This window comes from Hamadaea tsunoensis DSM 44101 (assembly GCF_000428945.1).
Classification (GTDB): Bacteria; Actinomycetota; Actinomycetes; order Mycobacteriales; family Micromonosporaceae; genus Hamadaea; species Hamadaea tsunoensis.
The window spans coordinates 378759-402021 of the sequence record NZ_AUAX01000003.1 but is presented as its reverse complement, the minus strand read 5'-3'; the positions used below and the strand labels follow the sequence as shown (position 1 = coordinate 402021).

At 70.3% G+C, this 23263-nt stretch carries 19 protein-coding genes and 1 pseudogene; 14 read left to right on the top strand and 6 right to left on the bottom strand.

Going from position 1 to position 23263, the window contains the following annotated elements; all coding sequences use genetic code 11:
* The first annotated feature begins 1 nt into the window (after position 1).
* The 9 genes and pseudogenes from G401_RS0106840 to G401_RS0106800 all read left to right on the top strand — a co-directional run bounded on the left by G401_RS0106840 (position 2) and on the right by G401_RS0106800 (position 11874).
* Positions 2-2455 carry an NADH-quinone oxidoreductase subunit G gene (locus G401_RS0106840; protein ID WP_034590893.1) on the top strand — a complete coding sequence of 818 codons (2454 nt, stop codon included), beginning with the start codon at positions 2-4 and terminating at the stop codon, positions 2453-2455.
* Positions 2455-3810, top strand: coding sequence for an NADH-quinone oxidoreductase subunit NuoH (gene nuoH, locus G401_RS44010; RefSeq protein WP_034590892.1), 1356 nt, complete (start codon positions 2455-2457; stop codon positions 3808-3810). The genes G401_RS0106840 and nuoH overlap by 1 nt, the downstream gene beginning before the upstream one ends.
* Before the next feature lies 1 nt (position 3811).
* Positions 3812-4336 (top strand): annotated as a pseudogene (gene nuoI / locus G401_RS0106830) (NADH-quinone oxidoreductase subunit NuoI); the annotation flags it as partial.
* 5 nt (positions 4337-4341) lie between these two features.
* Positions 4342-5136: an NADH-quinone oxidoreductase subunit J gene (locus tag G401_RS0106825; protein WP_027341910.1), complete on the top strand. Its 795-nt coding sequence runs from the start codon at positions 4342-4344 to the stop codon at positions 5134-5136.
* A 7-nt stretch (positions 5137-5143) separates the two neighbouring features.
* A complete protein-coding gene (nuoK, locus tag G401_RS0106820) occupies positions 5144-5443 on the top strand; it encodes an NADH-quinone oxidoreductase subunit NuoK (RefSeq protein ID WP_027341909.1) in 300 nt (99 codons plus the stop codon).
* A gap of 10 nt (positions 5444-5453) precedes the next feature.
* On the top strand, positions 5454-7337 hold the full coding sequence (gene nuoL, locus G401_RS0106815) for an NADH-quinone oxidoreductase subunit L (RefSeq protein WP_027341908.1): 1884 nt from the start codon (positions 5454-5456) through the stop codon (positions 7335-7337).
* Positions 7337-8872, top strand: a complete 1536-nt coding sequence (locus G401_RS0106810) for an NADH-quinone oxidoreductase subunit M (RefSeq protein WP_034590891.1) — start codon at positions 7337-7339, stop codon at positions 8870-8872. The genes nuoL and G401_RS0106810 overlap by 1 nt, the downstream gene beginning before the upstream one ends.
* Entirely contained in the window at positions 8869-10413 is a 1545-nt protein-coding gene (nuoN, locus tag G401_RS0106805; RefSeq protein WP_027341906.1) for an NADH-quinone oxidoreductase subunit NuoN, read from the top strand. The genes G401_RS0106810 and nuoN overlap by 4 nt, the downstream gene beginning before the upstream one ends.
* A gap of 423 nt (positions 10414-10836) precedes the next feature.
* Positions 10837-11874 carry a polyprenyl synthetase family protein gene (locus G401_RS0106800; protein WP_051366294.1) on the top strand — a complete coding sequence of 346 codons (1038 nt, stop codon included), beginning with the start codon at positions 10837-10839 and terminating at the stop codon, positions 11872-11874.
* 28 nt (positions 11875-11902) lie between these two features.
* On the opposite strand, the gene G401_RS0106795 is transcribed toward G401_RS0106800, so the two are convergent.
* The 4 genes from G401_RS0106795 to eccE all read right to left on the bottom strand — a co-directional run bounded on the left by G401_RS0106795 (position 11903) and on the right by eccE (position 16139).
* Positions 11903-12691 carry an IclR family transcriptional regulator gene (locus G401_RS0106795; protein ID WP_027341904.1) on the bottom strand — a complete coding sequence of 263 codons (789 nt, stop codon included), beginning with the start codon at positions 12689-12691 and terminating at the stop codon, positions 11903-11905.
* Between the two features lie 134 nt (positions 12692-12825).
* A complete protein-coding gene (gene rarD / locus G401_RS44005) occupies positions 12826-13761 on the bottom strand; it encodes an EamA family transporter RarD (protein WP_051366293.1) in 936 nt (311 codons plus the stop codon).
* A gap of 39 nt (positions 13762-13800) precedes the next feature.
* On the bottom strand, positions 13801-14178 hold the full coding sequence (locus tag G401_RS0106785; protein ID WP_027341903.1) for a phage holin family protein: 378 nt from the start codon (positions 14176-14178) through the stop codon (positions 13801-13803).
* Positions 14179-14297: 119 nt separating this feature from the next.
* Positions 14298-16139, bottom strand: coding sequence for a type VII secretion protein EccE (eccE, locus tag G401_RS44000; RefSeq protein WP_034590889.1), 1842 nt, complete (start codon positions 16137-16139; stop codon positions 14298-14300).
* 182 nt (positions 16140-16321) lie between these two features.
* Here eccE and eccB point away from each other — a divergent pair, with 182 nt between their 5' ends.
* From eccB to G401_RS0106765, 3 genes are all read left to right on the top strand, one after another.
* Positions 16322-17725, top strand: coding sequence for a type VII secretion protein EccB (gene eccB / locus G401_RS0106775; protein ID WP_027341902.1), 1404 nt, complete (start codon positions 16322-16324; stop codon positions 17723-17725).
* 140 nt (positions 17726-17865) lie between these two features.
* On the top strand, positions 17866-18186 hold the full coding sequence (locus G401_RS0106770; RefSeq protein WP_027341901.1) for a WXG100 family type VII secretion target: 321 nt from the start codon (positions 17866-17868) through the stop codon (positions 18184-18186).
* 17 nt (positions 18187-18203) lie between these two features.
* Entirely contained in the window at positions 18204-18500 is a 297-nt protein-coding gene (locus tag G401_RS0106765; protein ID WP_027341900.1) for a WXG100 family type VII secretion target, read from the top strand.
* Between the two features lie 178 nt (positions 18501-18678).
* Here the strand turns inward: G401_RS0106765 and G401_RS0106760 are convergent, their stop codons facing one another.
* Entirely contained in the window at positions 18679-19896 is a 1218-nt protein-coding gene (locus tag G401_RS0106760) for a S8 family serine peptidase (protein WP_027341899.1), read from the bottom strand.
* A 273-nt stretch (positions 19897-20169) separates the two neighbouring features.
* Between G401_RS0106760 and G401_RS43995 the strand changes: the two genes are divergently transcribed.
* Together G401_RS43995 and G401_RS0106750 are read left to right on the top strand one after the other, a co-directional pair.
* On the top strand, positions 20170-21927 hold the full coding sequence (locus tag G401_RS43995) for an SseB family protein (protein ID WP_051366291.1): 1758 nt from the start codon (positions 20170-20172) through the stop codon (positions 21925-21927).
* Between the two features lies 1 nt (position 21928).
* Entirely contained in the window at positions 21929-22291 is a 363-nt protein-coding gene (locus tag G401_RS0106750) for a hypothetical protein (protein ID WP_027341898.1), read from the top strand.
* 6 nt (positions 22292-22297) lie between these two features.
* Here G401_RS0106750 and G401_RS0106745 read toward each other — a convergent pair whose 3' ends face one another.
* Entirely contained in the window at positions 22298-23251 is a 954-nt protein-coding gene (locus G401_RS0106745) for an alpha/beta fold hydrolase (RefSeq protein WP_051366290.1), read from the bottom strand.
* Positions 23252-23263: the final 12 nt, after the last annotated feature.

Here is a 23263-nt window from a genome sequence, read left to right as displayed (position 1 = left end):
TATGACTAGTGCCGAGGTAGCGAAGAACACCGACGAGGTCACCCTCACCATCGACGGGATCGAGGTGACCGCGAAGAAGGGCACGCTGCTCATCCGCGTCGCCGAGCAGATGGGCATCGAGATCCCGCGCTTCTGCGACCACCCGCTGCTGGCCCCGGCCGGCGCGTGCCGCCAGTGCCTCGTCGAGGTCGAGGGCCAGCGCAAGCCGGTCGCCTCGTGTACGCAGACGGTCGCCGACGGCATGGTCGTGCGTACGCAGCGCAGCTCCGCGGTGGCCCAGAAGGCCCAGGCCGGCATCATGGAGCTGCTGCTGGTCAACCACCCGCTCGACTGCCCGATGTGTGACAAGGGCGGCGAGTGCCCGCTGCAGAACCAGGCGATGTCGACCGGGCGTACCGACACCCGGTTCCACGAGCAGAAGCGCGAGTACCCGAAGCCGCTGCCGATCTCCAGCCAGGTGCTGCTGGACCGGGAGCGCTGCGTACTCTGCCAGCGCTGCACGCGGTTCTCCGAGGAGATCGCCGGCGACAAGTTCATCGACCTGATGGACCGCTCGTCCGCCGAGCAGATCAACACGTACCGGGACTCGTTCTACGCGGGCGAGGAGGACGGGGCCGGCGACGAGCCGTTCAACTCCTACTTCTCCGGCAACACCGTGCAGATCTGCCCGGTCGGCGCGCTGACCGGTGCCCAGTACCGGTTCCGGGCCCGCCCGTTCGACCTGGTCTCCTCGCCGAGCGTGTGCGAGCACTGCTCGGCCGGGTGCGCTCAGCGTACGGACCACCGGCGCGGGAAGGTGCTGCGGCGGCTGGCCGGCGAGGACGCCCAGGTCAACGAGGAGTGGAACTGCGACAAGGGCCGGTGGGGCTTCCAGTACGCCACCGCCTTCGACCGGCTCACCACCCCGCAGGTACGCGACAAGGACACCGGTGAGCTGCGCGAGGCCAGCTGGAGCGAGGCCCTGACGGTCGCCGCGGAGGGCCTGCGGGCCGCCCGGGACGGCGCGTACGGGGTCGGCGTCCTGACCGGCGGCCGGCTGACCGTCGAGGACGCGTACGCGTACGCGAAGTTCGCCCGCGTCGCCCTCAACACCAACGACATCGACTTCCGTGCCCGGCCGCTGTCGGGGGAGGAGGCGGACTTCCTCGCCTCGTCCGTCGCCGGCGAGACCGGGGTCACCTACGCGGACCTCGAGAACGCCAAGCACGTCGTCCTCATCGGCCTGGAGCCGGAGGAGGAGTGCCCGATCATCTTCCTGCGCCTGCGCAAGGCGGTGGCGAAGAAGCGGCTGCGGGTCACCGGGGTCGCCCCGTTCGCGACCCGCGGGCTGCAGAAGCTGTCCGGCTCGCTGGTCAGCGTGGCGCCCGGCGAGGAGCCGGCCGCGCTGGACCGGATCATCGGCGTCGACGCCGACACCGTGATCCTGGTCGGCGAGCGGCTCGCCTCGGTCGTGGGCGGCTTCTCGAGCGTGGCCGGGCTGGCCGCGCGTACGGGAGCGAAGATCGCCTGGGTGCCTCGGCGCGCGGGTGACCGGGGTGCGGTGGACGCGGGCTGCCTGCCGAACCTGCTGCCCGGCGGCCGGCCGGTGAACGACCCGGCCGCGCGCGCGGACCTGGCGCAGACCTGGGGTCTGGAGCCGGGCGTGCTGCCGAGCCAGGTGGGCAGGGACACGGACGCGATCCTGGCCGCGGCGGCCGCCGGCCGCGTGGGTGCGCTGCTCGTCGCGGGCGTGGACCCGGGCGACCTGGCCGACCCGGCGCAGGCCGACGCTGCGCTGGAGAAGGTCGGGTTCCTGGTGAGCCTGGAGGCGCGGCAGACGGCCGTGACCCGGCGTGCCGACGTGGTGCTGCCGGTCGCGACGGTCTCCGAGAAGGCCGGCTCCTTCGTGGACTGGGAGGGCCGGCTGCGCCCGTTCGAGCAGGTCTTCGAGTTCACCACGACGATGGGCGGCCGGCAGGCGGCGGCGATGATGTCCGACGCGCGCGTGCTCGACGCGATCGCCGCGGAGCTGGGTGTCGCGCTCGGTACCGGCGACGTCGCCGAGGTACGCCGTCAGCTCGGCAGCCTTCCGGCGTCGACCGGCGAGCGCCCGCTGGCCCCGACCGTGGCGCCCGCGGAGCGCCCGCAGCCGGCCGGCAGCTCGGCGGTTCTGGCGACCTGGCACCACCTGCTGGACAACGGCAGCCTGCTGGACGGCGACGAGGTGCTCATGGGCACCGCCCGTACGCCGGTCGTCCGGCTCGCGAAGAGCATGGCGATCGGGCTCGGCGTGGTCGACGGCGACCAGGTGACGGTCAGCACCGACCGGGGTTCGATCACCCTGCCGGCGCTCATCACCGAGCTGCCGTCGGACGTCGTGTGGCTGCCGACGAACTCCCCGTCCTCGCCGGTACGCCGCGCGCTCGGCGCGGTGGCGGGTTCGGTCGTCACGCTCTCGAAGGGGAGTGCGGAATGATGAAGCCCCTGGCGCAGGACCCGACGCTGAACGATTTCGGGCACGATCCCTGGTGGATCGTCCTGATCAAGGTCGTCGTGGTCTTCGCGTTCCTCGTGGTGATGACGCTGTTCGCGATCTGGTACGAGCGGCGCGTCGTGGCCCGGATGCAGGTCCGGCCCGGCCCCAACCGCAACGGACCCTTCGGCCTGCTGCAGTCCCTCGCCGACGGCCTCAAGCTGGCCTTCAAAGAGGACATCATGCCGAAGCTCGCCGACAAGGCGGTCTTCTTCATCGCCCCGGTGATCTCGACGGTGTGCGCCTTCACCGCTTTCTCGATCATGCCCTTCGGGCCGGTCGTGAGCCTGTTCGGGCACAAGACGCCGCTGCAGCTGACCGACATCCCGGTCGCCGTGCTGCTCGTGCTGGCCTGCTCGGGCCTGGGCATCTACGGCGTCGTGCTCGGCGGCTGGGCGAGTGGCTCGACCTACCCGCTGCTCGGCGGTCTGCGGTCCAGCGCCCAGATGATCTCGTACGAGGTCGCGATGGGCCTGTCGATCGTGGCGGTCTTCATGACCTCCGGGACGATGAGCACCTCCGGGATCGTGGCGGCGCAGGCCGGCAGCGACACCCACTGGGGACCGATCACCGCCCCCAGCTGGTACGCGATCCTGCTGCTGCCGAGCTTCGTGATCTACTTCGTCTCGGCGATCGGTGAGACCAACCGGGCCCCGTTCGACCTCCCCGAGGCCGAGTCGGAGCTGGTCGGCGGCTTCCACACGGAGTACTCGTCGCTGAAGTTCGCGCTGTTCTTCCTGGCCGAGTACATCAACATGGTGACGGTGTCGGCCCTGTGCACGACGCTGTTCCTCGGCGGCTGGCGCGCCCCGTGGCCGATCTCGCTCTGGGCCGGCGCGAACAGCGGCTGGTGGCCGATGCTCTGGTTCACGATCAAGATCCTGCTGCTGCTGTTCGTCTTCGTCTGGCTGCGCGGTACGCTGCCCCGGCTGCGTTACGACCAGTTCATGCGGTTCGGCTGGAAGGTTCTGATCCCGGCGAACCTGATCTGGATCGTGGCCCTCTCGGGCATCAAGACGCTGCAGAAGTCGGACTGGGACGGCACGAAGCGGACGATGGTCGTCGTCGGCGTCGTCATCCTGCTGCTGATCGTGGCCCTGGTCTGGCCGTCCAAGAAGGAGCCGGAGAAGCTCACGGTGGCCGATCAGATCGCCGCCCGGCCCGACGGCAGCTTCCCGCTTCCGCCGCTCGACCTGGTCGTGCCGGTGAACCCGCGCGCCAAACGGATCACGGCGTCCCGCGAGGAGCCCGTGACGGTCGGCGCCCCCGACGATTCCACTGGCCCGAAGGAGGCGTGAGATGGGCGTCGTAGGTATGGCCAAGGGCTTCGGTGTCACCTTCTCGCACATGTTCAAGAAGGTCGTCACGACGGAGTACCCCGAGAAGCCGGACGCGACCGCGCCGCGCTATCACGGCCGGCACATCCTCAACCGTCACCCGGACGGCCTGGAGAAGTGCATCGGCTGCGAACTGTGCGCGTGGGCCTGCCCGGCGGACGCGATCTACGTCGAGGGCGGGGACAACGCCGAGGGCGCCCGTTTCTCGCCCGGCGAGCGGTACGCCAGCGTGTACCAGATCAACTATGCCCGCTGCATCTTCTGCGGCCTGTGCATCGAGGCGTGCCCGACCCGTTCGCTGACCATGAGCAACGAGTACGAGCTCGCCCGGGACGACCGCAAGGACCTGATCTTCACCAAGGAGCAGCTGCTCGCGCCGCTGCTGCCCGGGATGGAGCAGCCGCCCCACCCGATGCGCCTCGGTGAGTCGGAGAAGGACTACTACCTGAGCGGGCCGACGAACCCCGGTGTCTCGGTGGGAGCTGAGGGACGATGACAAGCGCACTGCACCTGGTCGCGGCGGCCGCCGCCGCGGGCGAGGTCACCACGGGGGAGAAGGCCGTCTTCTTCATCCTCGCGCCCATCGCGCTGATCGGCGCGATCGGCATGGTCGCCGCCCGCAACGCGGTGCACTCCGCGCTGTGGCTGGTCCTGACCATGCTCAGCCTGGGCGTCTTCTACATCGTGCAGGCCGGACCGTTCATCGGCATGGTGCAGATCATCGTCTACACCGGCGCGATCATGATGCTCTTCCTCTTCGTGCTGATGCTCGTGGGCCGCGACGCCTCCGACGCCGTCATCGAGACCTTGCGCGGCCAGCAGGCCTGGGCGATCGTCCTCGGTGTCGGCTTCGCCGGCCTGCTCGGCACCGGGCTCGCCCGGGTGGTGGGCTCGCTCAAGGTGGTCGGCCTCGAACAGGCCAACGCGGACGGCAACGTGCAGGGCATCGCCGCCCTGCTGTTCACCAAGTACGTGTGGGTCTTCGAAATCTCGAGCGCGCTGCTGATCACCGCGGCGGTCGGCGCGATGATCCTGGCCCACGTGGACCGCAGCCTCCGCGACGGCACGGCGGTCATGAGCCAGCCGGAGCGCATGCGGGCCCGCTTCGAGCCGGGCAGCTACCCCGGCCCCAAGCCCGGCCCCGGCGTCTTCGCCACCTCGACCTCGATCGCCACCCCGGCGAAACTGCCCGACGGTACGCCCGCCCAGCGCAGCATCTCGCCGATCCTGCCCACGCGGGAGCTGACCGCCGCCGAGGTGGCCAACAAGCAAACGGAAGGCCGGTGACTTTCTCATGACCCCGACGTGGTACATCGTCCTCGCGGCCGCGCTCTTCACGATCGGCGCGGTGGGCGTACTCATCCGCCGCAACGCGATCGTGCTGTTCATGTGCATCGAGCTGATGCTGAACGCGTCCAACCTCGCGCTGGTCACGTTCAGCCGGATCAACGGCACGCTGGACGGTCAGATCATCGCGTTCTTCTCGATGGTCATCGCCGCGGCCGAGGTCGTGGTCGGCCTCGCGATCATCATGTCCATCTTCCGTACGCGACGCTCCGCCAGCGTCGACGACGCGAACCTGCTGAAGTACTGAGGTCGCCGCGATGCAGACACTCATTCCGCTGTTGGTGGCGATACCGCTCGCCAGTGCGGCGATCCTGCTGCTCGGCGGCCGGCTCACCGACCGGTGGGGACACTGGCTCGGCGTACTGGCGCCGATGGCGTCGTTCGTCCTGGGCCTGATCGCCTTCTTCAAGCTCGCCGACCTGCCGGTCGACGCGCGCGCGTACTCGACGCAGCTGTGGAACTTCATCGACTCGGGTTCCCTGCACGTCGGGTTCGGCCTGCTGTTCGACCCGCTGTCGGCGGTCTTCGTGCTGCTGATCACGGGCGTCGGCTCGCTGATCCACCTGTACGCCGTCGGCTACATGTCGCACGACGAGGGGCGTCGCCGGTTCTTCGGCTACTTCAACCTCTTCGTCGCGGCGATGCTGCTGCTGGTGCTGGGCAACAACTACGTGATGCTCTACCTCGGCTGGGAGGGCGTGGGTCTCGCGTCGTACCTGCTGATCTCGTTCTGGTACAACCGGAACTCGGCGGCCACCGCCGGCAAGAAGGCGTTCCTGATGAACCGCGTCGGTGACGCCGGCTTCGCGATCGGCATCTTCCTGATGTTCGCGACGCTGGGTACCACGCAGTACACCGAGGTCTTCGCCGGCGTCGCGAAGCTGTCGACCGGCACCGTGCTGATGATGGGGCTGCTGCTCCTGCTCGGCGCGTGCGGCAAGTCGGGTCAGTTCCCGCTGCAGTCCTGGCTCCCGGACGCGATGGAGGGCCCGACCCCGGTCTCGGCCCTCATCCACGCCGCGACGATGGTCACCGCCGGCGTCTACCTGATCGCCCGGTCGAACCCGATCTTCTCGGCCAACGCGACGCTGCAGACGGTGGTGGTGAGCGTCGGCGCGCTGACGCTGCTGATCGGCTGCGTCATCGGCTGCGCCAAGGACGACATCAAGCGCGTCCTCGCCTGGTCGACGGTCAGCCAGATCGGCTACATGTTCCTCGGCGTCGGACTGGGCGGCGGGGCGTACGCGCTGGCGATCATCCACCTGCTCGCGCACGGCTTCTTCAAGGCGAACATGTTCCTCGGGGCCGGTTCGGTCATGCACGGCATGAACGACCAGACCGACATCCGCCGGTTCGGCGGGCTGCGCAAGTACATGCCGGTCACGTGGCTCACCTTCATGATGGGCTGGCTGGCGATCATCGGCATCCCGCCGCTGTCGGGCTTCTTCACCAAGGACCCGATCATCGAGGCCGCCTTCAACCGTCCCGGGTGGACGGGCTGGCTCTTCGGCGGCGTCGCGCTGCTGGGCGCGGGCCTGACGGCCTTCTACATGACGCGGCTGTTCGTGCTCACCTTCCACGGTCCGAAGCGCTGGACCGAGGACATCGAGCACCCGCACGAGTCGCCGTGGATCATGACGATCCCGCTGATCTTCCTGGCGATCGGCTCGGTCGTGGCCGGCTTCATGATGAAGACCAGCGTCGTGACCTGGCTGACCCCGGTCCTCGACCCGACCGGTGCCGAGGACGAGGTCCACCGCATCACCAACGTCACCGGCGCGATCCTCTCGGTCGCCATCACGGTGGTCGGCGCCGGGATCGCGTACATGCTGTTCCGGCGGGGCACTGCGCTGGTGGAGCAGCCGGCCGGCCCGGTCGTCACGGCCGCGCGCAACAACCTCTACGCCGACGCCTTCAACGTGGCCGTCTTCGAGAAGCCGGGCAACTGGCTCACCCGGGGCCTGGTCTTCCTCGACTACCGCGGCGTGGACGGGCTCGTGAACTCCCTCGCCGCGATCGTCGGCGGCGGTTCGGGCCGGCTGCGCCGGCTGCAGAACGGCTTCGTCCGCTCGTACGCCCTCTCCATGCTCACCGGCGCCCTGCTGGTAGTGGGCGCTTTCCTGATGGTGAGGTTGGGCTGATGTACCTGTCGATCATGACAGCCGCGCCGCTGCTCGGTGCGATCGTGGTGGGCTGCCTGCCGCGTTCGGCCGGCAGGCTCGCCAAGCTGATCGCGCTCGTGGTGTCGGTCGGCGTCCTGGGCGTGGCGATCGCCGCCTGGCTGAAGTTCCAGCCCGGCGGTGCCCGGATGCAGCTCACCGAGAGCTACACCTGGGTCCCCGCCTGGGGGGCACGGATCGGGTTCGGCGCCGACGGCATCGCACTGGTGCTGCTCGGCCTCATCGCGCTGCTCGTCCCGCTCGTGATCATCGCGAGCTGGAACCACGCGGAGACCGACTCCCGGCGCTCGGTGCCGGCCTTCTTCGCCCTGCTGCTGTTCCTCGAAGGCGCGATGATCGGTGTCTTCGCGGCCACCGACGTCCTGCTGTTCTACGTCTTCTTCGAGATCATGCTGGTGCCGATGTACTTCCTCATCGGCTCCTACGGCGCGGACGTGCCCCAGAAGCAGCGCCAGTACGCCGCGGTGAAGTTCTTCCTCTACTCGCTCGTCGGCGGCCTGTTCATGCTGGCCGCGATCGTCGGGCTGTGGGTGTACGGCGGGCACACGTTCGACTGGCAGACGCTGGCGAACGAGGAGTTCTCGCGTACCGCGGGACGGTGGATGTTCCTCGGGTTCTTCATCGCCTTCGCGATCAAGGCGCCGTTCTTCCCCTTCCACACCTGGCTGCCGGACGCCGGCGGCGCCGCCCCCGCAGGCGTGGCCGCGCTGCTCGTCGGCGTGATGGACAAGGTCGGCACGTTCGGCATCCTGCGCTACTGCCTCCCGCTGTTCCCGGAGGCGTCGCGCTACTTCGCGCCGCTCGCGATCACCCTGTCGGTCGTCGGCATCCTGTACGCCTCCCTGCTGGCGGTCGGTCAGAACGACCTGAAGCGGCTGGTGGCGTACACGTCGATCGCGCACTTCGGGTTCATCGGCATCGGGGTGTTCGCGTTCACGACGCAGGCCGCCACCGGCGCGGTTCTCTACATGCTGAACCACGGCCTGGCGACCGGCCTGCTCTTCCTGGTGGTGGGCATGCTGGTCAGCCGGCGCGGCAGCGCGGCGATCAGCGACTTCGGCGGCGCGGGCAAGCTCGTGCCGGTGCTCGGCGGGGTCTTCTTCCTCGCCGGCATGGCCTCGCTGGCGCTGCCGGGCCTCGCGCCGTTCGTCTCGGAGTTCCTGGTCCTCATCGGCACCTTCACCGTGAACAAGACGGTGGCGGTGATCGCGACGCTGGGAATCATCCTCGCGGCGGCCTACGTGCTCTGGATGATCCAGCGCACCATGCAGGGCAAGCTGAACCCCAGCCTCACTGAGGTCAGCGGCCTGCGCAAGGACCTGACCGGCCGCGAGTACCTGGTGGTCGCTCCGCTCATCGCGCTGCTGCTGGTGCTCGGCTTCTACCCGAAGCCGGTGCTCGACGTGATCAACCCGGCCGTGTCCGTGACGCTGCAGACCGACCTCGGTGTGCACGACCCGGCGCCGGCGAACAACCAGACGGAGGCGGGGAAGTGAAAGACATCAGTCTGCCCCATCTGAACTACGCGGCGCTCGCGCCGATGCTGATCCTCTTCGGAGTGGCCTGCGTCGGCGTGCTCGTCGACGCGTTCGCCCCGCGCAAGGCCCGCTACCCGATCCAGCTGGTGGTGGCCCTCGTCGGCCTGATCGCCGCGTTCGTCGCGGTCGTCCTGCGGGCCGGCAAGGTCACCGCCGAGAACGCGATCACGGCGGCCGGTGCGGTCAGCGTCGACAAGCCCGCGCTGTTCCTGCAGGGCACGCTCATCGTGCTCGGCGCGGTGGCGTTGCTGCTCATCGGCGAGCGCGCGCTCGAGCGCGGCGGCCCGTTCGTGGCCCAGGCCGCGATCACCGTCGGCTCCGACGCCGACCAGCGGCAGGCCGCCCGTGAGAGCGGCGCCACCGAGGTCTTCCCGCTGACGATCTTCTCGCTCTCCGGGATGCTGCTCTTCGTCGCCGCGAACGACCTGCTGACGATGTTCGTCGCGCTCGAGGTCTTCTCGCTGCCGCTCTACCTGCTGTGCGCCCTGGCCCGTCGCCGGCGGCTCATCTCGCAGGAGGCCGCGCTCAAGTACTTCCTGCTCGGCGCGTACGCCTCGGCGTTCTTCCTGTTCGGACTGGCGCTGCTCTACGGCTTCGCCGGCGGGATCACGTTCGCCAAGATCAACGAGTCGGCCCAGAACGGGACAGGCAACATCACCCTCCTGTACGCCGGCCTCGCGCTCGTCTCGATCGGCCTGCTCTTCAAGGCGGCGGCCGTGCCGTTCCACGTGTGGACGCCGGACGTCTACCAGGGCGCCCCGACCCCGGTCACCTCGCTGATGGCGGCGTGCACCAAGGTCGCCGCGTTCGGTGGCCTGCTGCGCGTCCTGTACGCCGGCTTCGACCGCGTCCACTGGGACTACTCGCCGATCATCGCGGCGATCGCGGTGCTGACGATGCTCGTCGGCTCGATCCTGGCCGTCACACAGACCGACATCAAGCGGCTGCTCGCGTACTCGTCGATCGCGAACGCGGGCTACCTGTTGGTCGGCGTACTCGGCAACAGCGCGCTCGGCCTGTCGAGCGTCATGTTCTACCTGGTGGCGTACGGCTTCACGGTGATCGCCGCGTTCGCCGTCATCACTCTGGTACGCGACGCGGACGGCGAGGCGACGCACCTGTCGCGCTGGGCCGGACTGGGTCGGCGGTCGCCGTTCTACGCGACGGTGTTCACGGTCATCCTGCTGTCGTTCGCCGGTATCCCGCTGACCAGCGGCTTCACCTCGAAGTTCGCGGTCTTCTCGGCGGCCGGCGGCGGCGACCAGAGCTGGCTGGTGATCGTCGGCGTGGTCAGCAGCATGATCCTGGCGTTCCCGTACCTGCGGGTCGTCGTGATGATGTGGCTGTCCGAGCCCGGCGAGCAGACGCCGTCGGTGTCCCTGCCCGGGATGCTCACGTCGGCCGCGCTGGTCATCGGCGTCGTGATCACGATCTTCGTGGGTGTGGCGCCGCAGCCGCTCCTGCATCTCACAAGCGAAGCAGCGAACTTCATCCGATGAAGCTCGACAGCAGGGGCCGCCACGGTATGTGGCGGCCCCTGCTGTATCTAGGCCGCCCCCTGCTTCACCAGCACCACCCCGCACTCGGCCGCGACGTCCGGCGGTGCAAGATCTGCAAACGAAGTTTGAGGATCTTGTGCCGCCGGACGTCGCATAAGGGCCGATGTGCCCTCGTCTCGCCCGAAGGGCGAACGGGCAGTAACCTTCCCAGCGCCCACCGAGGGACTGGACCACCAATGACCGCAACCATCACACGACCGTGACCACCAATGGCCGTGACCACCAATGGCCGTGACCACCAATGGCCGTGACCACTCAGGGTTGCTTGACCCCGGGAGGGGGAGATTCCCTGATCCGCGGGGTGGGTTCTGGCGGCAGGATCGGAGGCGGGCCTGGATGGGGTACGGGTCGGATCAAGTAACGATGGACTCATGTGGCATCGTGGGGGGCGTGGTGAACACCGTGAGCGTGAAACAGGGGCTCAGCTTCGCGGATCCGGAGCTGGAGTCGCACGCGTCCGGCGTACTGGTGGCCGTGGAGCAGCGGCTGCACCGGGCGGTGAACAGTGCCGACCCGCTGGTCGCCGAGGCTGCCCGGCAGCTGCTGGACGCCGGTGGCAAGCGTTACCGCCCGCTGCTGGTCATTCTGTCCAGCCAGTTCGGTGAGCCGGCTCAGGAGCGGGTCGTCGACGCCGCCGCCGTGGTGGAGCTGACGCATCTGGCCACTCTCTACCACGACGACGTGATGGACGAGGCCGATCTGCGCCGGGGCGCCCCGAGCGCGAACTCCCGCTGGGGCAACTCGCTGGCCATCCTCGTCGGCGACTACCTGTTCGCCCGGGCCGCCGAGATCGCGGCCGACCTCGGCACCGCAGCGGTACGCCTGCAGGCGCAGACCTTCGCGCGGCTGGTGCACGGCCAGATCGCAGAGACCATCGGCCCGCGTGACGCCGACCCGATCGAGCACCACCTGCGCGTACTCGCGGAGAAGACCGGGTCGCTCATCTCCACGTCCAGCCGCTTGGGCGGGATGGTGTCCGGTGTGACCGATCGTCAGGTCGACGCGCTGAGCGAGTACGGCGAGATGTTCGGCATCGCGTTCCAGCTCTCCGACGACCTGCTCGACATCGCGAGTGACGCCGCCCAGTCCGGTAAGACGCCCGGCACCGATCTGCGCGAGGGCGTACCCACCCTGCCGGTGCTGTACGCGCTGGCCGACGAGGACGCTTCGCCCGACGCCGTACGCCTGCGCGAGATCCTGTCCAAGGGCCCGGTGACCGATGACGCCCTGCACGCCGAGGCGCTGTCCCTGCTGCGCGATTCGGCGGCGCTCAAGCGGGCGCGGCAGACCGTGCACGGGTACGCCGACCGCGCGCGCGAGGCGTTGACCGTGCTCCCGGACATGCCGGCCCGCAAGGCGCTCAACGCCCTGTGTGACGCGGTGGCGGACCGTACCGCGTAGCTCTCCTGGTTGGACGGCGCCGGCGGCGCTAGACGGCGACGCTGGGCGTCATCGCCTCCAGCAGTTGCCGGGCGGTCTGTTGCAGGCGCGTACGGATCAGGACTGTCTTGCGCTGCACGTCGGCCGCGGGCGCGGAGATCGCCACGGCCAGCCGCCGGTGCTCGTCTCGATGGTTGCGGACGAGCACCGCGCCGCACCCCACGTCCGGGCGGAACTGTGCGACCTCGACCTGCATGCCGATGCGCTCGCCGCGGGCCAGGTCGGCCTCCAGCGTCTGCACCGAGACCAGGGTGTTGCGGGTGAACCGGCGCAGGCCGTTCTCCTCCAGATATCGGCGGCGCTGTAGCGGGTTGAGCGTACTGAGCAGGGATTTGCCGAGCGCCGTGGCATGCGCGCCCTCGTCGAAGCCTGGCACGAGTTCCTCGATGTAGGGCGAGTTGCGCCCTTCGGCCACCGCCGTCACCACGATCCGCCGGTCCACGAAGGACCCCAGGATGTGGCTGTAGCCGCTCTCCCAGGCCGCCCGCCGCAGCACCTCGCCGACCGCGCTCGGCCCCCGGTACGCGCTGACCAGTTCCCGGTACCGGTCGGAGACCTCCGTCCCGGTGGTGTACGCCCCGTCGTTGAGCCGGGTCAGGTAGCCCTCGTAGTGCAGTGTGCGTACCAGGTGGTACGCGCTGGTGGTGCTCATCTCGCAGCGACTGGCGATCTGTTTGACCGACAGGCCGCTGGGCTCACGCCCGACCGCTTCGAGGATGCGGAGGGCTCGCGAGACACTCTGCACGAGATGAGGGGGTTCCGTCGCTGTTTCACGCATCGCCGCACCTCCGCTACGCCGTGTGATATCCGCCGCTTGTATGCAAGAAGAATAGGAGGTTTCACGTACGTGAGTCATCCCCCTGGGTCGCATCTGGATCTCTATTGCGGTCCGGGGCCGGCGGCGGGGCTGGGTCAGTCCCGGAGTACGGGAACCTCGGGTACCTGCTCGGCGACCGCGGTCGCGGCGGCGCGGGCCCGGTTGCCGCGTACGTGGACCAGTCCCTCGACGCTGAAGACCGCCAGGGCCAGCCACACCAGGCCGAAGCCCAGCCAGCGCGCGGCCGGCATCGGCTCGTGGAAGAGGAACACGCCGAGTCCGAACTGGATGATCGGCCCGATGTACTGCAGCATCCCGATGCCGTAGAGCGGGATGCGGTTCGCGGCGCCGGCGAACATCAGCAGCGGCCCGACGGTCGCGATTCCGGAGAAGGCGAGCAGCAGCGTGTGCCCGGCGCCGTCCCGTGTGAACGTGTTGTCCCCGCCCAGATAAGCCAGGTACGCCGCCGCGGGCAGGAAGAGGATCGCGGACTCCAGCAGCAGGCCGTCGGCGGGCGGCAGCCCGACCCGCTTCTTGACCAGCCCGTAGAGGCCGAACGAGCAGGCGAGGGTGAGCGCGATCCAGGGCAGGCGGCCGTAGTCGACGGCGAGGACGACCACGGACAGGGTGCCGACGCCGACCGCGATCCACTGTCCCCGGCGCAGCCGCTCCCGGAGCACGACGACGCCCAGCAGGATGACGACCAGCGGCGTGATGAAGTAGCCGAGCGCGGTCTCGACGACCCGGGCCGAGTTCACGCCGAAGATGTAGGTGCCCCAGTTGATCGCGATCAGCACGGCGGCGGCGGCCATGGCGGCGATCTTGCCGGGGGTGTGCCGGAGGGCGGCGATCGCCCGCCAGCGGCGCAGCACGGTGATCAGAACGGCGACGCAGGCCAGAGACCAGACGACCCGGTGGGCGAGGATCTCCACCGGGCCGGCCGACTTGAGCATTTTGAAGTACAGGGGGAAGAAACCCCAGAGAACGTAGGCCCCGAAGCCGAGCAGGTAGCCGCGCCGAAGATCACTCACGGCCCCCACCGTAGTCGCCCTGGTTATCAGGGCGACAGGTCAGTCCCGGTCGCTGACCACCAGGTTGATCGCCCAGCTCGCGAGCCCGACGATGAGCGCGCCCAGGATCGCCGACGGCCAGAAGTTGTCGACCGTGAACGGCAGGCCCAGCTGCCCGGCGATCCAGCTCGCCAGCATGAACAGGGCACCGTTGACGAGCAGCGCGATCAGGCCCAGCGTGAAGACGTAGAAGGCGCAGCCGATCGTCTTGATGATCGGCCGCAGCACGGCGTTGACCACGCCGAAGATGGCCGCGACGGCGATCAGCGTACCGATCTGGCCCGCGATCGAGTCGGTGGTGAGCCGGATGCCGGAGATCAGCGCGGTGGCGAGCCACAGCGCGACCGCGCTCACCGCCCATCGGAGGAGTATGCCCATGCGGGGCATAGTGCCACAGGCCGCGCAACCCGGCGATACCCAAATTCCGCAGGACAGGGGCGCGGAAATGACAGCGGTCGCGTGACACCCGGTGCCACGCGACCGCGAAAGCCTGGTGATCAGGCGAGGAGTTGCTGTTCCAGCGGGGCGGTGCCGAGCGACGCCCACCGGACCGACCGGCGGTGCACGACGCCGACCAGGCCGGCGACCGGCCTGCTCAGCGCCTCCCGCTGGCTGTCGGACAGGCCCAGCACCGAGACCGCGAGCGCGGCCGCGTCGGGCGTGGTCGGCTGCAGCAGAGCCAGATCCGCGTGCCCGAGCGCATCGATGTCCACAGGGGACAGCTCCTCGCGCAGGACGAGCGTGGTCTGCCACGGGTGGCCCGGCGTCCGGTCCGCACCGACCGCGCCCACGTCCACGATCATCAGCAGCGGGCGCAGCTGCGTCGCCGGCGGCACCGCGAGCGGTGCTCCCGGCGGCACGATGGCCAGCGAGTCGTTGGGACCGCCGAGATTGCGGAAGAACCGCTCCCACGCCGGCGGCCGGGCGGTCTGCACCATGACCCGCGCGCCCAGGGCGAGCGAGCGCAACGCGATCAGCTGCGCCGACGGTACGCCGCCGACGAGCATCGCCCGCGTGGCCCGGGGACGGAAGAACCGCACCGTGACCGGCTCGCGCCGCCGGTTCGGGCCGACCATCAGGCCGGCTGCCCCCAGGGGTACGCGCAGCGCCGCCAGCGGAGCGGCATCCCGCGGCTGGCCGTGCTCGGTCTCGGTCGGCATCAGGGCCGGCGCGGACCCGCCCAGCGGCAGGGTCGCTTCGAGGCCGTCGAGGTGTTCGCCGTCGAGCCGGATGGCGGCCGCCTTCTCCGCGCTCAGCACCCGCTGCATCGCCCCCGTCGCGGTGTTGAGCGCGGCCGCGTCGGCGGCGATGAGGCGTACCACCAGGTCGCTGCGCATCTCGCTGCCGTCCGGCGCGGTCCACGGCCCGACGGTCAGGCTGACGGTCACCGCCCGCGCCGGGATGGCCAGCAGGCGGGTGAGCAGTTCGCGGCCGGCCTCCGAGCGCGGGTCGGGCCAGCGCCGCAGCCGGAACGTCGCCTGCGCCAGGCCGCCGACGCTCACGCCCGACCACGCCTCACGGATCGGGTGCGCGCCGTCGTGCGCGGCCAGTTCCTGCAGCGTACGCAGGGCGGACTCGCCGTCGAGGATGCGGCTGGGAATGGTGTCGAGCTTCCGCCGGACCTTCCGGATCGCCCCGCCGAGCGCCCGGCGCAGGTCGTTCTCCTCCCAGCCTTCGGCGGCCGGTACGCGTACCGCGAGGACGACGCGTTCGGAGGCGGCCAGCCGCCCCTCGGTCAGCTGCCGGTACGCCTGCACCGGCGCACCCGGCCCGTCGGCGGGGACGGCGGAGTAGACCAACTGGAGGCGGAACCGCGGCGTGTTCGGCGCGGGCGGCGGAAGCAGGGCGGCCGGCGACGGGATCGTGATCAGGCCGCCCGGCAGCAGCGTGTCGTCGCCGAGTTCGAGAATGGCGGTCAGCCCCTCCCCGTCGGCGATGACCGCGCAGGGCAGCCCCTCGACCTCCATCTCGTCGATCGCCGCGTTCGGCCGGACGAGCTGCAGCAGCGCCTGCGAGTCCGAGCCGGCGGCCAGCGTACGCCGGTGGGTGCCGTAGCTCAGCCAGACGCGGATCCACTGGAACAGCCAGCGGCCGCGGATGCGGGCCCAGGCGGTGATGATGAGCGCGGCCGCGGCGACGGCGAGGCCGAGCACCGCCATGATGCCCCAGATCGTGCCGAGCAGGAGCAGGGCGACGGCGAGCTCGGTCGCCACGATCTGACCACTGTGGATGCGGTTCGGATTGCGGCGGCGGACCGACGGTGCGACCGTCGGCTGGGTGGACGTCGGTGACTGGATGGCCGCCGAGGACCTCGATCTGTACGTGGCGCCGGTCGTCATGCGGCGTTGCCTCCCCCTGGACGGGCTCCGCCGCCAGGCCGGCCGGGTACCGGGGGCCTGGGGTGGGGCCGGGCGGCCGCCGGCGCCGCGAAGGGGGTCGGCGGTACGTTCCTCCGGCCGCCTATCCTAGGCGGCGGGTGTCTCACTTGGGGAGCCACGGGCCGTCACTTGGGGAGGCGACGATGCCGTCGAGGCAGGATCAGCTGCAGTCGTACCAGTTCTCGGTCCAACGCGTGGTCTCGGCGCTCGTCTTGCGCGAGACGGATCCGACCCAGTCGCCGTTCCGGCGGGTGACGGTCGCGGGCTTCGCGAGCCTGATGGTGGGTGTCGTGCTGATCGCCGGCTTCGGCGTGTACGCGTTGTTCACCGGCGGCGCCACCGACTCCTGGAAGACGCAGACCGGAGCGGTCCTGCAGGACGAGTCCGGCGCGCACTTCGTCTATCAGGACAACGTGCTGCACCCGACGCGGAATCTCGCCTCGGCCCTGCTGTTCGCCGGCGGCTCCACCCGCAACATCGTGAAGGTGAGTTCGAACTCGCTGGCGAAGGTGCCGCGGGGCGCCCTGGTCGGCATCGCCGACGCGCCCGACTCGATCCCGGCCGCGGACAAGCTCGTCACCGGCGCGTGGACGGTCTGCGACATCCCCGCCGGACAGGACGCGGCCCCCGAGGAGGGCGGCCGCCGTACGCTGCTGGTCGTCGGCGACATGCTCGGCGTCTCCAAGGGCGGCACCGCCCTCAAGGACGACACCGGGCTCGTGGTGACCGTGCCGGGGAGCGCGGACGCGTGGCTGCTGTGGCGCCAGCGGAAGTTCCTCATCAAGAACGTCAACAAGGACACGCTCGTCGCCATCGGCTTCGCGCTGGAGCCGACCAAGCTGCCGGTGGTCGACCGCGCGTTCCTCAACGCCTTCGAGTCCGGCGAGCCGATCCAGGCGCCGCCGGTCGGCGAGGTCGGCACCCAGTCCCCGGTCAGCGGCTACAAGGTGGGCCAGGTGCTGCGCAACCGCAGCTCCTCGGGCGACCGGTTCTTCGTCGCGACGTCCACCGGGCTGAAGGAGATCACCCAGGTCCAGGCGAGCCTGCTCGCGCCGCGCGTGGAGCCGGCCAACGCCAACCAGATCACCGGCAACCCGAGCACCGAACTGATCCCGCAGGGGGACGACGCGCCCCCGGCGGTGAAGCTCACACCGACCGACGAGGGCGACGGCGGCCTGTGCGCCACGGCGTCCAACGAGAACGGCTTCTCGACCGTCCGATATGGAGTTCCGGTGCCGGATGTGACCGGCGTGCTGCGTACCGCCGGCAAGAGCTCCCGCGGTACGCCGATCGCCGACTACGTCGTCGTGCAGTCCGGCGGCGGTGTGCTGGTCGAGGGCTACACGTTCGCGAAGACGTCCAGCGGTGTCGTCAGCATCGTGACCGATGTGGGCCAGCAGTTCCCGATCGCCGACGATGCCGCGATGGGCGCCCTCGGCTACGCCGGCGTGGACCGTACGCGGATGCCGGTGAGCCTCGTGGCCCTTCTGCCGCAAGGACCGCAGCTGAACCGCACGGACGCCGGCGCCGCGATGACGCTCGGCTGACCGGATCTCGCGGATTGATGGAGTTATCCACAGGGGGTGGCGACGGTTGTCCAACGCGGCTACCGTCTCTCACAGTGCGTCGATCGGACAGAATGGTCGACGGTGGGGACCCGAAACAGATTGAGGAAGCGGGGTGACACATGGCTGAGACGCAGGCCCAAGCCGCGTTCATGGAGACGACGGCGGGCAAGTTCGAGAGCGTCAACGGCGAGCTGCAGTCGATGCTGAAGACGCTGCTCGGACAGCTCGAGGTGCTGCAGTCGGCCTGGAAGGGTGCCGGCGGCCGGTCTTTCCAGCAGGTCAAGGAGCGCTGGTCGGAGGACCAGGACAAGCTTGGACGGGCGCTGCTGACGACCGCCCAGGCCATCCGGGAGTCGGGCAAGAACTACACGGCCACGGACTCCGACGCCTCCAGCAAGATGGGGTCCATCCACGGCGGCGGCGTTACGCTTCCGCTCTGACCTGGGGAGGTTAAGACATGTCCGACGACAGCCTTGTCGTTAATTTCGCCTCGATGCAGCAGGCGGGCGCCGACATCGGCACCGCCATCGGCAAGCTCAACGGCTCGCTGGACACGCTCGAGGGTGACGCGGCCAAGCTGGTTGCGACCTGGGCCGGCGACGCGCAGGAGGCCTACCAGGCGCGGCAGCGCCAGTGGCGCTCCGCTGCGAACGACCTCTCCCAGATGCTGAGCCAGATCAAGGGCGCGCTGGAAGAGTCGCTGGACCACTACCACGCCACGGAGAACAAGAACACCGGCATGTTCCACCACTGAGCTCGGCTCGGTGATGGGACGGCGTGGCCGTCCGCGAACGAAGAAGAGGGCGGGACCATCACGGTCCTGCCCTCTTTCGCTGTCACTCTGTGGCCGGCCCGTAACCGTCCATAGTGGTGCAGACAACTCGTCCACAGAGGCCGGCGGCGAGTGTCCGTGCCGGACTCCGCGTACGCGGTCACTCGGCGACGTGCCACCGCCGGCGGGATCCGTTGGCGATGATGGCCGAGCTGAACAGGATGATCACCGTCACGGCCGCGACACCGAGGGCGAGCCAGAGAGCGTGCTCATGGCGTACCGAGGCGTCCCGGGCGGCGGCGATCGAAGCGGGATCGTCGTGGCTCAGCGGAATCGCCGGCGCCACGTACGCCTGCCCGGCCGCCTGCAGCACCGAGCAGGCGCGTACCGGGTCGACGACGCCCGCACCGTAGATCTTCGAACCCTTGCCGCCCGGAGACGGGTCGGCACTCGCCGCGAGCTGCGCGATGAACTGGTCGTTGTGCCAGTTCGGGTGCAACTGCTTGAGCAGCGCCACGGTGCCGGACACGATCGGCGCGGCGAAACTCGTGCCGTTGAGCTCCGCGTACACGCCGTTGGCCCAGGCACCCGGAACCGCCTCACCCGGCGCGGAGATGTCCACGAAACTGCCCACGGTGGAGTTGGGCCAGGTCACGCCCTTCGCGGTGACCGCGCTGACGCCGATCACGCCCGGCTGGTTGGCCGGGAAGCTGTCCGAGGCGCCCTTCGTGTTGCCGGTGGCGGCCACGACCACGACGTCCTTGGCGATCGCGTCCCGCAGGGCCGCGGCGAACACCTGGTGCTGATCCGGGTCCGCGTCCTTCCCCGTGTAAGCGAACGAGATGTTGATGACGTCCGCGCCGTGGCTGACCGCGTACTCGATGGCGTCGGCGATCTTCTGATCGCTGGTGGGCCGCACGCCCTGGTTGTCGCTCTCGTTCTCCTCGGCCTCGTTGACCCGGATCGGCAGGATCGACGCGCCGGGCGCGATACCGCGGAAGCCCGCGTGCGGGTTGCCGGCGATCAGGCTGGCCACGGCCGTGCCGTGCCCGCGGCAGTCCTCGGTGCCGTGGGTGCTGTCGTGCGCTTCCAGGAAGTCGCGGCCAGTCCCGAGGACGCGGTCGGCCAGCGCGGGGTGCGACTTGTCGACACCGGAGTCGAGGACGGCGACGGTGACCCCGCTCCCGTCGACCCGCGGCGGCAGCTGGTCGAGACCGAACCGCGCGAGCACGAAATTGCCCGCGTCGTCTTTCGGCAGCTGGTACTTGCCCGGGTCGCCCGGCCGCAGCGTGCCGCAGTTGGCGGACGCGGGCGTGGCGGGCAGCGCCACCAGGGCCGCGGCCAGGGCTGACAGGGTGATCGCCGCGCGCAACCTCATCGATCGCCTCCCGCTGACTTCCGACCGTCCGGCGGGCCGATGCTATCCGAGTGGCCGACGAGCGTGCTATGCGCATCTCGAACTGGCGGCGTCTATGCCGCTGCGGGGCCCCGGCTTGTTAGGTTGTATAGGCACGGGTAGCTACGCGGTAGCGGTCCGGAACCGTGGGAGGAAGCGTTGGCTGAGTGGCAGCCGAGCACGCAGGCAGAGGTCGCTCTGCGTGATGCGCTGCGCAGCGGTGACCAGGACCGATATTTCCATATCTTGTCGCAAATGGAGTTGGTTCTCCCGGTTTCACCGGATGCTGCGGGCGGCGGCGCATCGCCGAGCGGCTGGGGGACCTGGACGACCGACCACCGCACGCACGTCCTGGCCTTCACGTCGCCGCAGGCCATGCAGGCCTGCCTGGCCCAGAACGCCGGCAGCGCCCGCCGGATCCCGTACCTGCGGCTCGCCGAGCAGTGGCCGAACCACGAATGGTGGCTCGCGGTCAATCCCGGCCTGCCGATCGAGGGCTACCTGCCGTCCTGGTTCGTCGCCCAGCTCGCCGCCCAGGCCCGCAACAACGCGCTGCGCGCGCAGGCGCCGCCGGTCCCGCCCGTCGCGCCGCCGGCACCGGCGGTGCCCGCCCCGCCGATGGCCCCCACCACCCCGATCCCCCCGGCCAACGGCCGGAACCCCCGCTCGCGCGCCGAGCGGCTCGAAGCCCTGACCCGGGCGCAGGCGGGCGTGGAAGCGCCGCAGCGGCCGGCTCAGCCCGCCGAGCGCCCCGACCCGGCCCGCTACACCGGAGCCCAGCGCGGCGAGCACTACCAGGCGTACGCGCAGTCGCAGGCAGCGCCGTCCCGACCGGCGTACGGCGGGACGGCTCCGGCGGATACGCGCCGTGACCAGCGCCCGCCGGCCGCCGAACCGGCGAACGGACGCACGGCCGCCCGGGACGGCCAGCCACTGCTGGAGCTGGAGTCGGCCGCGCGCCCCGCCGGCGGCCGCCACGCCGACTCGTTCACCCCGGCCAACGAGGTCGAGCGGCAGCTGTTCGAGGCGGCCGAGTTCGGCGACACCGACAACTTCCTCTCCACGCTGCTGCTGGCCCAGGTCCTCGTGCCGGTGCCGCCGAGCGCGCGCTCCGTGCTGCGGCCGGCCGACTCGAACTTCGGCTGGCAGACGCAGATCATCGACGGCCAGCCGTACGTGGTCGTCTACACCTCCGCCGACCGGGCCGGCGGCCAGGCCGGGCAGTGCGTACGCGTGCGGTTCATCCAGCTCATCAGCGCCTGGCCGGACGAGACGTGGTCGTTCGCTGTCAACCCCGGTACGCCGGTCGGCGCGACCCTGCCCGGCGACCAGGTCGTGATGCTCGCGAACTGGGCCGGCCGGATGGGACTGTCGAGCGAGGAGACCTCGGAGATCCGCTCCTCGGTGCCGGCGGTCTCGCCGAAGGCGGCCCCGCCGACCGTGATGCAGAAGCCGATCTCGCCCAGCCAGATCGGCTTCTACCTGGAGCGCGGCTACGACCGGGTGTCCGGCTTCGTGCACCGGGCCCATGAGGTCGGCCAGCTCAAGACCCCCGACCAGCTGCGTACGGCGCTCGGCCTCACCTGGGACGGCACGCCGTTCGAGGAGGACGCCGACGAGATCTACATCCTGCGCTGGTCGGCGTACCGGCCGAGCCTCTACCGCATCCCCTACGGCGGGCAGAACGAGCAGGCGATGAAGGCCATGGAGGGCTGGGTCATCGAGCGCCCGCCGTTCCGCGGCAACGGCTTCGCCCCGGGCGAGTCGAGCACGGTCATCGCCGAGTTCAAGGTGGACAGCGCCCGGCTGCCGCACGGTGCCCGGCTGCTGCGCCTGGGCGCCGACGGCGTCGAGGAGATCGTCGCCGTGCTCGACGCGGACGGCCCGCGCTGGCTCAAGGTCGGCAAGTACCCGCAGAGCTCCGCCGAGACCCCGCCGGCCGGCGAGGAGCAGCAGCCCGTCGCCGAGGACGTGGACGGCACCGTCGAGGGCGAAGTCATCGAGGAGGGCTGAGATGCGCGACGGCTATGTGGCCCGCTGGCGGGGGATGGAGTACGAGGCCAGCCCCGACGGCGACGACGTGCGCATCTACCTGCCCGACGCGGCCGACGGCTTCGAGGAGATCCGCCCCGGCCGGTTCGTCCGGCTCCTGCCCATCGCGCAGGTCGACGACCTCTGCTACGTGCGTACGGCGTGCACCTGGCGCGGTGAGCCCTTCATCGTGCTCGGCCAGCACGAGAAGTGGCTGCGGGTGGAGTACACCGGCGGCAAGGCCCCGATCGCCCGCGACCTCGGCCTGGAGGAGTTCGACTACGGGGTCTACCAGGGGTGGGCGCCGGCCGCGGATGTCACCGATCTCCGCGAGGTCCGGGTCTGACCCCGGTCAGGACTTCGCCCAGCGCAGGATCTCGCCGGTGATGAGCTCGGGCGCTTCGAGGTGGGCGAAATGCCCCAAACCCTCCAGCATTCGCCACTCGTACTCGGCGACCACGTAGCGGCCCGAGCCCTGGGCGGTCGACGGCAGGGACGCCTTGTCGAGGCTGCCGTGCAGCTGGAGGGTCGGCGTGACGATGGGCTCGCGCAGCTTGCGGATGAACCGGTAGCCGTGCCAGCGCAGGACCGACCGGAACGCCCACCGGTACGCCTCCAGCGCGCAGAACATCGCCTGCGGGATGCGCATCGCCTCCTGGTACCGGCCGCGGACCGCCGCGTACGCCGGTGTGGAGGCGAAGGTGGGCCCGGCCCAGCGGTCGAGGAGCGCGCCGATGCCGGCGGCCCCGTCCCGGGTGAGCTGGTGCTCGTAGCGGGGGATCTGGAAGCGCAGGAGCTGCAGCGACGCCGCGGTCTGGCCGCGCGGGTCGGTGAGGATGGCGGAGCGTAAGCGCAGCGGATGCGCGGCGCCGAGTACGACCAGCCGGCGAACCATCTTCGGGTGGAAGGCCGCGGCGGTCCAGGCGATCAGACCGCCCGCACCTGCCCCGACCAGGACCGCGTCCCGTTCGCCGAGGGCGCGGATGAGGCCCGTGACGTCGGCGGCGAGCGTGAAGCCGTCGTAGCCGCGGGGCGGCTTGTCGGTGGCGCCGTAGCCGCGCAGGTCGACCGCGACCGCCCGGTAGCCCGCGTCGGCGAGCGCGGGCAGCTGCTCGTGCCAGGCCCACCAGAACTCCGGGAAGCCGTGGAGCAGCAGGATGAGTGGGCCGGCCCCGGCCTCGACGACATGGAAGCGCGAGCCGTTCGCATGCACGAACCGGTGCGTCCATGGCCCCTCGACGAGGACGCACGCCTCGTCGGCCCGCGCGTCATCCTGCGTCGACGGCCGCCGCTGATCGGTCCTCACGATGCGAAGCTT